Source organism: Prosthecomicrobium pneumaticum (assembly GCF_014199915.1).
GTDB classification, from domain to species: Bacteria; Pseudomonadota; Alphaproteobacteria; order Rhizobiales; family Kaistiaceae; genus Prosthecomicrobium; species Prosthecomicrobium pneumaticum.
The window spans coordinates 192,674-203,613 of sequence record NZ_JACHOO010000008.1 but is presented as its reverse complement, the minus strand read 5'-3'; the positions used below and the strand labels follow the sequence as shown (position 1 = coordinate 203,613).

General features: G+C 68.8%; 13 protein-coding genes. 7 read left to right on the top strand and 6 right to left on the bottom strand.

From position 1 onward, the window contains the following. Window positions 1–355 precede the first annotated feature (355 nt). On the top strand, window positions 356–736 hold the full coding sequence (locus GGQ63_RS17985) for a VOC family protein (RefSeq protein ID WP_183857986.1): 381 nt from the start codon (window positions 356–358) through the stop codon (window positions 734–736). A gap of 57 nt (window positions 737–793) precedes the next feature. Here GGQ63_RS17985 and GGQ63_RS17980 read toward each other — a convergent pair whose 3' ends face one another. Both GGQ63_RS17980 and GGQ63_RS17975 read right to left on the bottom strand, forming a co-directional pair. Next, the gene (locus GGQ63_RS17980; RefSeq protein ID WP_183857985.1) at window positions 794–2,008 is read right to left on the bottom strand and encodes an NADP-dependent isocitrate dehydrogenase; all 1,215 of its coding nucleotides are present in this window, start codon (window positions 2,006–2,008) and stop codon (window positions 794–796) included. A 168-nt stretch (window positions 2,009–2,176) separates the two neighbouring features. Then, window positions 2,177–2,785: an HdeD family acid-resistance protein gene (locus GGQ63_RS17975; protein WP_246429856.1), complete on the bottom strand. Its 609-nt coding sequence runs from the start codon at window positions 2,783–2,785 to the stop codon at window positions 2,177–2,179. 197 nt (window positions 2,786–2,982) lie between these two features. Between GGQ63_RS17975 and GGQ63_RS17970 the strand changes: the two genes are divergently transcribed. Beyond that, window positions 2,983–3,792: an RNA methyltransferase gene (locus tag GGQ63_RS17970; protein WP_183857984.1), complete on the top strand. Its 810-nt coding sequence runs from the start codon at window positions 2,983–2,985 to the stop codon at window positions 3,790–3,792. After that, a complete protein-coding gene (gene murI / locus GGQ63_RS17965; protein ID WP_183857983.1) occupies window positions 3,789–4,592 on the top strand; it encodes a glutamate racemase in 804 nt (267 codons plus the stop codon). Before GGQ63_RS17970 ends, murI begins: the two co-directional genes overlap by 4 nt. 6 nt (window positions 4,593–4,598) lie before the next feature. Here murI and GGQ63_RS17960 read toward each other — a convergent pair whose 3' ends face one another. Further along, window positions 4,599–5,609: an LLM class flavin-dependent oxidoreductase gene (locus GGQ63_RS17960; protein WP_183857982.1), complete on the bottom strand. Its 1,011-nt coding sequence runs from the start codon at window positions 5,607–5,609 to the stop codon at window positions 4,599–4,601. A gap of 146 nt (window positions 5,610–5,755) precedes the next feature. Here GGQ63_RS17960 and GGQ63_RS17955 point away from each other — a divergent pair, with 146 nt between their 5' ends. From GGQ63_RS17955 to ttcA, 4 genes are all read left to right on the top strand, one after another. Next, complete coding sequence (locus tag GGQ63_RS17955; RefSeq protein ID WP_183857981.1) at window positions 5,756–6,298, top strand: GNAT family N-acetyltransferase; 543 nt, start codon at window positions 5,756–5,758, stop codon at window positions 6,296–6,298. A gap of 168 nt (window positions 6,299–6,466) precedes the next feature. Next, a complete protein-coding gene (gene rpsD / locus GGQ63_RS17950; protein WP_183857980.1) occupies window positions 6,467–7,084 on the top strand; it encodes a 30S ribosomal protein S4 in 618 nt (205 codons plus the stop codon). 139 nt (window positions 7,085–7,223) lie between these two features. Further along, window positions 7,224–8,117 carry a DMT family transporter gene (locus GGQ63_RS17945; RefSeq protein WP_183857979.1) on the top strand — a complete coding sequence of 298 codons (894 nt, stop codon included), beginning with the start codon at window positions 7,224–7,226 and terminating at the stop codon, window positions 8,115–8,117. Window positions 8,118–8,143: 26 nt separating this feature from the next. Further along, window positions 8,144–9,001, top strand: a complete 858-nt coding sequence (gene ttcA, locus GGQ63_RS17940; RefSeq protein WP_183857978.1) for a tRNA 2-thiocytidine(32) synthetase TtcA — start codon at window positions 8,144–8,146, stop codon at window positions 8,999–9,001. Between the two features lie 52 nt (window positions 9,002–9,053). Here ttcA and GGQ63_RS17935 read toward each other — a convergent pair whose 3' ends face one another. From GGQ63_RS17935 to GGQ63_RS17925, 3 genes are all read right to left on the bottom strand, one after another. After that, window positions 9,054–9,488: a BA14K family protein gene (locus tag GGQ63_RS17935; RefSeq protein ID WP_246429855.1), complete on the bottom strand. Its 435-nt coding sequence runs from the start codon at window positions 9,486–9,488 to the stop codon at window positions 9,054–9,056. 245 nt (window positions 9,489–9,733) lie between these two features. After that, window positions 9,734–10,069: a Grx4 family monothiol glutaredoxin gene (gene grxD / locus GGQ63_RS17930; RefSeq protein WP_183857977.1), complete on the bottom strand. Its 336-nt coding sequence runs from the start codon at window positions 10,067–10,069 to the stop codon at window positions 9,734–9,736. 29 nt (window positions 10,070–10,098) lie between these two features. Beyond that, complete coding sequence (locus GGQ63_RS17925; protein ID WP_183857976.1) at window positions 10,099–10,926, bottom strand: hypothetical protein; 828 nt, start codon at window positions 10,924–10,926, stop codon at window positions 10,099–10,101. Window positions 10,927–10,940: the final 14 nt, after the last annotated feature.

The following is a 10,940-nucleotide window of genomic DNA, read 5'->3' as shown; positions in this document are numbered from 1 at the left end:
ACGAACATCCTCTTCGAGATCACAACCTTCCCTTCGCGATGCAATCCCAAAACCCCCGCCCGTGCCCAACAGCCGGCGGGGGTTTTGCTGTGCGCACCGAGCGGCTCAAAACCGCAAGCCCCGCTCCCCGAAGAGCCCTCACCCCGGCCCTCTCCCGCACAGCGGGAGAGGGGGCAGATCGGCGCCAGAGGGCGAGGACGTCATCAGCCGACTTCGCAAGCGGCAGAGGGCAAAGACAGGCGCCAAAGCACCAAGACCGCCTCGCGCCAAAACCAGCCGCCCCCTGCGCAAAACCGTCATTGAAGCGAGCGAAACATCGGGCACACTCACCGGATCGACATCCAGGAGGACGGCCATGGTCGCACTGCCCGCGCAGCATTCCACCGTTTCGGTCTACATCCTCGCCTATGAGGCGCCGCGCCTCCTCGACTTCGTCGCCGCCGTGTTCGGCGGCGCGGTCGTGATGCGGCTCGATCGCGAGGACGGCACGCTGATGCACGCCTCGGTGCGGATCGGCGATTCGACCCTGATGATCGCCGACGGCACGCCGCAATGGCCGTCCTTCCCGGTCTGGCTGCACGTCTATGTCGACGATGTCGACGCGACCTACGCGCTCGCGCTCGAGCACGGCGCGACCTCGGTCGACGCACCGGCCGACAAGCCGGACGGCGACCGCCGCGGCGGCATCAAGGATCCGACCGGCAATACCTGGTGGATCGCCACCCCCGCCGGCTGACGTCCGACAAAAAAGGCCGGCGCGACGCGCCGGCCTTCGAAGCGGAAGGCGAGGGGCTCAGGCCGCCATCGCCTTGGTCAGATTGTCGCTCACCTTGTCGAGGAAGCCGGTCGTCGACAGCCATTTCTGGTCCGGCCCGACGAGCAGCGCCAGATCCTTCGTCATGAAGCCCGCCTCGACCGTATCGACGCAGACCTTTTCGAGCGTCTGCGCGAAGGCGGCGAGTTCGGCATTGTCGTCGAGCTTGGCGCGGTGCGCGAGGCCGCGGGTCCAGGCGAAGATCGAGGCGATCGAATTGGTCGACGTCTCCTTGCCCTTCTGATGCTCGCGATAGTGCCGCGTCACCGTGCCGTGCGCCGCTTCGGCCTCGACCGTCTTCCCGTCCGGCGTCAGCAGCACCGAGGTCATCAGGCCGAGCGAGCCGAAGCCCTGCGCCACCGTGTCGGACTGGACGTCGCCGTCATAGTTCTTGCAGGCCCAGACATAGCCGCCCGACCATTTCAGCGCCGAGGCGACCATGTCGTCGATCAGCCGGTGCTCATAGATGATGCCGGCCGCCTTGAACGCATCGGCGAACTCGGCGTCGAACACCTCCTGGAACAGATCCTTGAAGCGGCCGTCATAGGCCTTCAAGATCGTGTTCTTGGTCGAGAGGTAGACGGGGTATTTCCGCATCAGGCCGTAATTCAGCGAGGCGCGGGCGAATTCCCGGATCGACTCGTCGAGATTGTACATCGCCATGGCGACGCCGGCGCCGGGGAACTTGAAGACTTCCTTCTCGATGACGGCGCCGTCATCGCCCTCGAACTTGATCGTCATGCGGCCCTTGCCGGGCACCTTGAAGTCGGTGGCGCGATACTGGTCGCCGAAGGCGTGGCGGCCGACGATGATCGGCTGCGTCCAGCCCGGCACGAGCCGCGGCACGTTCTTGCAGATGATCGGCTCGCGGAAGATCACGCCGCCGAGGATGTTGCGGATCGTGCCGTTCGGCGACTTCCACATCTCCTTGAGGCCGAATTCCTTCACGCGCGCCTCGTCGGGCGTGATCGTCGCGCATTTGACGCCGACGCCGACCTTCTTGATCGCCTCGGCGGCCTCGACCGTCACCTTGTCGTTGGTCGCGTCGCGATGCTCGACGCCGAGATCGAAATATTGCAGGTCGATGTCGAGATAGGGGTGGATCAGCTTGTCCTTGATCAGCTGCCAGATGATGCGGGTCATCTCGTCGCCGTCGAGCTCGACGACCGGATTGGCGACCTTGATCTTCGTCATGAAGCCTTTGACCTCGCGGGCTGCGTCCGGACGCCTCTGAGCGGGCCGGAATCCGGACGGAAGGAAGGAACGCGACCCTATAGCATCCGTCGTTTGCGGCGCAAAGAACCGCGGAGTTCCGCCTTTCGTGGCAGGCCTCCGGTCCGACGACGGGACGGCCGGTCGGCCTCAGCCGAGCTGCCGGGCGCCGAGACCGAGGGCGACATAGCTCCAGCCGGTGAAGATCAGCGACACGCCGGCGAGCACGCCGGGCACCCACAGGCCCGAGAAGGGGTATTGTGCGAGGATCGCGACGCCGACGACGAGGGCGACGATGCCGGCGGCGAGGATCCAGCCCCAGCCGTCGCGCGGTCGCAGGCGGAAGGCGAGCAGGATCTGGAACACCCCCTTCGCGAGGAAGGAGGCGGCGACGACGATCGTGATGGCGAGCGCGGCGAAGACCGGCAGGACATACATGGCAATGCCGCCGAGCAGCACGGCAATGCCGAGCAGAAGCTCGAGCAGGAAGCCGCCCCAGGCCTTTATGCGGAAGGCGTGCACGATCTGCACGACGCCGGCGATGGCGAGGATGACCGCTAGGAAGACGCCGACGGCGAGCGAGGAGACGAGCGGCAGGGCGATCGCGAACAGGCCGCCGATCACGAAGACGATACCGAGCGCCAGGAACCAGCCCCAATTGTCGCGCACTGTGTCGGAAAGGTTCTTCGGCAGGGCGCCCTTCGGCGCGGTGGCGAGCTCGGTCGGCATGACGGCGATCTCCATTTCCGGTTCCATCATCCTCCTCCCAGGGCAGGCGGCGCGCAAGCCGGCGGACGGCACGGCGACGGCGTGCCGCGCGCCCGGGTGCGCCGCCCTCCCGGCTGTTGCCCTTCCGGCTGTTGGCGCGGCGGGAACCCCGTGCCTCGGCGGCCGGTCCGCCAATACCCCCGCCGATCCCCTCGCCAAGCCGCGGCGATTGGCCTAAACCCGCCGCCATGCAGAATTTCGACACGCTCCTTTCCGATGGTCCGGCGATCGTGCTGGTCGAGCCGCAGCTCGGCGAGAACATCGGCACCGCCGCCCGTGCCATGGCGAATTTCGGTCTCAAGGATCTGCGGATCGTCAATCCGCGCGAGGGCTGGCCGAACGAGCGGGCGAACGCCGCGGCGAGCCGGGCCGACCATGTGATCGCGCGGGCGCGGGTGTTTCCGACGGTGGAGGCGGCCGTCGCCGATCTCGGCTTCCTGCTCGCCACCACGGCCCGCTCGCGGGCGCTCGCCAAGCCCGTGCTCGGCCCCAAGGAGGCCGCGGCAGCGTTGCGACCGCGTGCCGCGAACGGCATCGCCGGCGGCATCCTGTTCGGCCGCGAGCGGATCGGCCTGATGAACGAGGAACTGGCGCTCGCCGATGCGATCGTCACCCTGCCGGTCGACCCGGAATACGCTTCGCTCAACATCGCGCAGGCGGTGCTGATCCTCGCCTACGAATGGCGCCTGTCGGGCTTCTCGGGCGAGGCGGAGGCGCTGCCCTTCGGCAGGCCCGACGATCCGCCCGCCACCAAGGCCGAGATGCTCAATCTCTTCGAGCATCTCGAGGCCTCGCTCGATGCCGCCTCCTTCTTCCGCCCGCCGGAGCGCCGGCCGAGCGTCGTCGAGGGGCTGCGGGCGATGCTGCAGCGGGCCGCCCTGACGGGCCAGGAGGTCCGGACGCTGCGCGGCATGATCGCGGCGATCGAGCGCCGGCCGACCCGGCCGCGCGACCGCGGCGACGGCACGCTGACTACCGGGCGGGGGGACGAGCCGTGACATCGGCCGAGGCCGCGCCCCGTCTCCTCGTCTTCGATTCGGGAATCGGCGGCCTCTCGGTGCTGCACGCCATCCGCCGCAGCCTGCCATCGGCGGCGATAGACTATGTCGCCGACGATGCCGGCTTTCCCTATGGCGATTGGGAGGAGGCGGCGCTCACCGAGCGGATCGTCGGCTTGATGGACGCGCTGATCCCGCGCCATACGCCCGATCTCGTCGTCATCGCCTGCAACACCGCCTCGACGCTCGTCCTGCCGGCGCTGCGCTCGCGCTTCGCCGTGCCCTTCGTCGGCACGGTGCCGGCGATCAAGCCCGCAGCGGAGCGCAGCCACTCCGGGGTCGTCGCGGTGCTCGCGACGCCGGGCGCGATGAAGCGCGACTATACGCGCGACCTGATCGCGAAATTCGCCGGCGGCTGCCATGTCCGGCTGGTCGGCTCCTCCGAACTCGCCCGCTATGCGGAAGCGGTGATGCGCGGCGACCCCGTCTCCGACGAGGCGATCGCGGCTGAGATTGCGCCGGCCTTCGTCGAAATCGACGGCCGGCGGACGGATACGATCGTGCTCGCCTGCACGCACTATCCCTTCCTCGCCGACCGGTTCGCGGCGCTCGCGCCCTGGCCGGTGGTCTTCATCGATCCGGCGGAGGCGATCGCCCGCCGGGTACGCGGCCTGCTCGGGCTCGCGGCCGAGCCCGAGGACCGCCCGATGCGGCCCGGCCGGGCGCACCTCACCTCGGGCGGCGCCTGGCCCGCCGGCCTCGCCGGGCTGCTCGCCGCCTTCGGCCTCGCGCCCGGCTGAGGCGGCTCAGGCCGCCTGCCGCTCGGCGGCGAGCGCGTCGCGCACTTCGGCCGCGATCGCGAAGGACCGCAGCCGCGCCGCGTGATCGTAGAACTGGCCGGCGATCATCAGTTCGTCCGCACCGGTCATCGCGATGAAGCGGGCGAGCCCGTCCTTCACCGTCGCGCGGTCGCCGACAAAGGCATAGGTGAAAGTCCGCTCGAGCGACAGCCGCTCCTCGGCCGAGATGACGGTGCCGATGTCGTCGACCGGCGGCGGCACCTTGCCGGGCGCGCCGCGCCGCAGCCGGGCGAATTGCTGTTCGAGCGAGGTGAAGGCGCGCTTCGCTTCGGCCTCCGTGTCGGCGGCGAAGACGTTGACGGCAGGCATGACATAGGGCTTCGCCAGCCGCTCGGAGGGCTCGAAGCGGCTACGATAGATTTCGATCGCCTCGAGCAGCAGGTCGGGCGCGAAATGCGAGGCGAAGGAGAAGGGAAGGCCGAGCATCGCCGCCAGCTGGGCGCTGTAGAGGCTCGAGCCGAGCAGCCAGACCGGCACGCGCAAGCCCGTCCCCGGTACGGCGCGGATCCGCCGGCCCGGCTCGTCGGGTTCGAAATAGCCGATCAGTTCGACGACATCCTGTGGGAATTGATCGGCGGCCTGCGCCTGGTCGCGCCGCAGCGCCCGGGCGGTCAGCATGTCGGTGCCCGGCGCCCGGCCGAGGCCGAGGTCGATCCGGCCGGGGAACAGCGATTCGAGCGTGCCGAACTGCTCGGCGACGACGAGCGGCGCGTGGTTCGGCAGCATCACGCCGCCCGAGCCGACCCGGATGGTCGAGGTGCCGGCCGCGACATGGCCGATCACCACGGCGGTCGCGGCGCTCGCGATGCCGACCATGTTGTGGTGCTCGGCCAGCCAGTAGCGCCGATAGCCGAGCCGCTCCGCGTGGCGGGCGAGATCGAGCGTGTTGCGGAAGGCGTCCGCGGAGGACGAACCCTCCGGCACGGGGGCCAGGTCGAGCACGGAGAAGGGGATCATGCGGCCTCGCGGGCAAATGTAAGATTTCTTATCTGTTGTCGCGCGACGCCGGTTGCAAGCCGTCCCGTCGCTGCGGCGCGGGACGCGGCAGAGGGGATGGGGTAGAAGGCCGGGCGACGAGATGCGCGCCGAGCGGAGGATCCGGGATGATCGAGACCGACAGGCTGCGCCTTCATATCTGGGACGAGCGTCATCGGGCGCCGTTCGCGGCGATGCACGCCGATGCCGAGGTGATGGCCGATCTCGGCGGACCGATCGACCGCGTGGCGAGCGACGAGAAGTTCGAGCGCTACCGGGCCGCGGAGCGCGAGCACGGCACCTCCCGCTTCGCGGTCGAGAGCCCCGAGGGCGCCTTTCTCGGCTATTGCGGGGTGATGCCGCGCATGGATGCGCGCCATCCGCTCGGCCCGCATTTCGAGATCGGCTGGCGCTTCGCCCGTTCCGCCTGGGGCCATGGCTATGCGACCGAGAGCGCGCGGGCGGCGCTCGATCATGCGACCGGTATTCGTGGCCTCGCCGGGATCATCGCCTATGCGATGCCCGACAATCGCCGCTCGCAGGCGGTGATCGCCCGCCTCGGCCTTATCCGGACGCCGGAACGCGATTTCACGCTGACGCATCCGCGTCACGGCGGTCCCTGGCACTTCTGGATGTGGGCGGTGCCCGCTGCGGCCACCCCTGCGCGTTGACTTCCTGCGCCGGCTCCGCTACATCGGCCCGGTCGCAGCGGGGCCCTCGGGCCCCGCGCGGCGTTTCATGCTCCCGTGGACGAGACCGGTTGCTCCCGTCGTCTCGTCCTGTCGGCCCGCGCGAGCGGGCAGAGGAGGGCGCGATCCTCAACACAGCAAGGATACGCGATGTCGAAGCGTCTCTCGTCCAAGTATAAGATCGACCGCCGTCTCGGCGAAAATCTCTGGGGCCGTCCGAAGAGCCCCGTCAACCGCCGCGAATACGGCCCCGGCCAGCACGGCCAGCGCCGCAAGGGCAAGGTCTCCGATTACGGCACGCAGCTCCGCGCGAAGCAGAAGCTGAAGGGCTATTACGGCAACATCTCCGAGAAGCAGTTCCGCAAGGTCTATGCCGAGGCGACCCGCCGCAAGGGCGACTCCTCGGAGAACCTGATCGGCCTTCTGGAGAGCCGGCTCGACGCGGTGGTCTATCGCGCCAAGTTCGCCGCCACGCCGTTCGCCGCCCGCCAGCTCGTCAGCCACGGCCACGTCAAGGTCAATGGCCGCCGCGTCACGATCCCGAGCTTCATGCTCAAGGTCGGCGACACGATCGAGCTCAAGGATGCCTCGAAGCAGCTCGCCGTCGTCATCGAGGCGACCCAGCTCGCCGAGCGCGACGTGCCGGAATATGTCGAGGCCGACCATTCGAAGATGGTCGCCCGCTTCGCCCGCGTCCCCGGCCTCGCCGACGTGCCCTATCCGGTGCACATGGAGCCGAACCTCGTCGTCGAGTTCTACTCGCGCTGAGTTCCGCGTCTTTCGCGCGTTTCGGGGCCGCCTTCGGGCGGCCCTTCGCGTTTCGGGTGGCGGTTGCGACGCCGGCACGGCACTGATGCCGTAGAGACGCCTCTCAAGGGCGCGGGACGGGACGAGGGGAGGGCCGGAGATGGCGACGGCAAGGGATGGCGGGCGTACCGGTTTCGATCCGGTCGGCTTCGCGGCGGTGCTGGTGACGATCGTCACTTGGGCCTCTTCCTTCGCGGCGATCCGCGTTGGCCTCTCGGCGCTCACGCCCTATCAGCTCGCCGCCGCCCGTTACATCGCGGCGGCCGTGCCGGCACTCGTCTATCTGCTGATCGTGCGCCCGCCGCTGCCGCGCGGCCGCGAGCTCGTCCGCTTCATCGTGCTCGGGCTTCTCTTCATCCCGCTCTACGCGCTCTTCCTCAACACCGGCGAGACGACGATCGCCGCCGGCCCCGCCGCCTTCATCATCAACGTCAATCCGATCCTCGTCGCGCTGCTCGCCATTCCCGTGCTCGGCGAGCGGTTCGGCCCGATGAGCTGGGTCGGCACGCTGATCTCGTTTTCGGGCGTGGGGCTGATCGCGCTCGGCAGCGGGGAGAGCTTCGGCTTCAATCTCGGTGCGCTGCTGATCGCCGGCGCGGCGCTCTGCACCTCGATTTCGAGCCTGCTGCAGAAGCCGCTGCTGCGGCGCTATCCGGCCTTCGTCGTCACCGCCTGGGTGTTCGTCATCGGCGCCGTGCCGCTGCTGCCCGGGCTGCCGCCGGCCGTCTCGGCGCTCCGCACGGCACCGGCGGAGGTGTTCTGGGCGATCGCCTATATGGTCGTGTTTCCGACCGTGATCGGCTATCTCACCTGGGCGACGGCGTTGAAGCGGTTTCCCGCCGGCCGTGCCTCGAACTTTCTCTACGGTATCCCGCCGACCGCGACGCTGGTCGGCTTCCTCTGGCTCGGCGAGGTGCCGACGCCGATCGAGATCGTCGGCGGTGTGCTGGCGATCTGCGGCGTCGTGGTGGTCAACCTCGCCCGCGGGCGGTAAAGGGAGGCGGAGAAGAGAGGTCCGCCATGCTCGACGAAGCGATCCCGCTCGAAGACGATGCCGGCGAGGGCGTCGCGCATCCGCTCTTTCGCGACGCGCCGTCGACGGTCGAGTTCCAGAAGCTGCGCAAGCGGCTGATCCGCGAGATGCGGCAGGCGCTCACCGATTTCGCCATGGTGCGGCCGGAGGAACGCTGGCTGGTCGGCCTTTCGGGCGGCAAGGACAGCTATACGCTGCTCGCGCTCCTGCTCGATCTCAAATGGCGCGGGCTGCTGCCGGTCGATCTCCTCGCCTGCAATCTCGATCAGGCGCAGCCGGGCTTTCCGGCGGACGTGCTGCCGCGCTTTCTGGACGGGATCGGCGTTCCCTATCGCATCGAGCGGCAGGACACCTATTCGATCGTCACCTCGAAGATCCCCGAGGGGCGGACCTATTGCGCGCTCTGCTCCCGGCTCAGGCGCGGCCATCTCTACCGGATCGCCCGCGAGGAGGGCTGCGCCGCGCTCGTCCTCGGGCATCACCGCGAGGATATTCTCGAGACCTTCTTCATGAACCTCTTCCATGGCGGCAAGCTCGCCGCCATGCCGCCAAAGCTCCTGAACGAGGCGGGCGATGTGATGGTGCTGCGGCCGCTCGCCTATGCGGCCGAGGACGATATCGCCCGTTTCGCCGCGGCGATGGCCTTCCCGATCATCCCGTGCGACCTGTGCGGCTCGCAGGAAGGGCTGCAGAGGAACGCCGCGAAGGCGATGCTCGCCGAATGGGAGCGCCGACATCCCGGCCGCAAGGATGTCATGCTGAAGGCGCTCGGCAACGCCAATCCGTCGCATCTGCTCGACCGGCGGCTGTTCGATTTCTCGGCCCTCGGCAGGGCCGGGACGTGAAAACGGCGCGGTCCGAGGACCGCGCCGTTTCGCAAGAGCCGGGAGGATGGCCTCAGCGGCAGGCGACCTGCCGGCCGTCATAGGTCGTGTAGGTGCCGGTCCGCGGATTGTAGGAGCGGTAGCGCGAGGCACAATAGGCGTCGCGGTCGCTGTAGCCGGCGCGCGGCTGCGACAGCGCGCCGGCGATCATCGCACCGACGGCGAGGCCCGCTATGCCCGCGCCGATATTGCTGCGATCCCGATGGCGATGGCCGTAATAGTAGTGGCGGTGATGGCGCGGGCCGTCCCAGCGGCCATGACGATGACGATCGCGGTGGCGCCACCAGCGGCGGCCCTCGTGCCGGACCTCGACGAGCTGCGTATCGGTCGCCGCAGAGGCGGCCGGTGCCGCCGGCTGCACAAGGACAGGCGCCGCCATCAGCGGGGTGGTGACGAGCATCGCCGCGGTCGAGATGCCGACGACGGCGGCCTTCAGCTTGGACATCATGAATTGTCTCCTTTCATCGGTCGGCTCTGCGGCCGAACGGCGCCCCGCGCCTCGGCGCAGGAGCCACCCCATGGGATGGGCGGGGTGACGGGGGCTTCCTCTCAACTGGCGGGCCAACGGGTCGCGCAGCCGGAAGTTCCCCTCACGTCACATCACAGGGGCGTGACGCGCGATGGTGGAGAGCCCGAATGACGAAAGCCGGGCGCGGGGCGCCCGGCTTCGACGAAAGGCCGGCGATGCGTCCGTCAGGCCTGCTGTGCGACCGGGACGCCCTTCTCAGAGAGGAATCCCTGCAACTCGCCGGCCTGGAACATCTCGCGGACGATATCGCAGCCACCGACGAACTCGCCCTTCACATAGAGCTGCGGGATCGTCGGCCAGTTTGAGAATTCCTTGATGCCCTGGCGGAGTTCCGCGTCGGCGAGCACGTTGACGCCTTTATAGTCGACGCCGAGATAATCGAGGATCTGCACGACCTGGCCGGAGAAGCCGCATTGCGGGAAGGCCGGGGTGCCCTTCATGAACAGGACGACGTCGTTCGCCTTGATCTCGCCGTCGATGAAGGAATGGATGTCGCTCATGGGATCGTCTTTCTGTTCGCCGGGGGAGGTCAGGCGAGCTTCGCCAGGATCATGTCGATCTTATGGGCCTGCACGTCAAGGGCGCCGGCGAGCCCGTCGAGCTTGCCGTCCAGCCGGTCGACCTTCGTATCCACCGCGCCCAGCCGGCTCTCCAGGCCATCGAGACGCGCCTCGGTCCGCGCCTGCCGTTCACCGACGCCGCCGAGCCTCGCATCCAGACCGCCGAGCCGGCCCTCGACGCCGCCGAGCCTCGTGTCCAGACCGCCGAGCCGGCCCTCGACGCCGCCGAGCCTCGCATCCAGCCGGCCGAGCTGGCCTTCGACGCCGCCGAGCCTCGTGTCCAGGCCGCCGAGCTGGCCTTCGACGCCGCCGAGCCTCGTGTCGAGACCGCCGAGCTGGCTTTCGACGCCGCCGAGCCTCGCATCCAGGCCGCCGAGCTGGCCTTCGACGCCGCCGAGCCTCGTGTCCAGGCCGCCGAGCTGGCCTTCGACGCCGCCGAGCCTCGTGTCGAGACCGCCGAGCTGCTCTCCGACGCCCGCGACCGTCTCGCCCACCGCATCGATGCGGCCCGACTGGGCGTCGATCGAGCGGGCGACGGCGGTGATCGCGCGGTCGAGCGTCTCGACCTTGATCGACATCTCGTCGACGCTTTCGCGCAAGCGGATCGTGTCGTTGATCAGGCCGAGGAATCGACCCTCCATCGAGGAGAAATCGATCTTGATGTCAGCGAAGTCCCGCTCCATGCGCGTCAGGCGCGCCTCGTGGCGGACGAGAACGTCCGTCACCTGATCCATCCGTCCGTCGAGCCGGCGCATCCAGGCGAGCGTATGGCTCGCAATATCGGTGGTGTCGGACATCGGCCCGCGTCCTT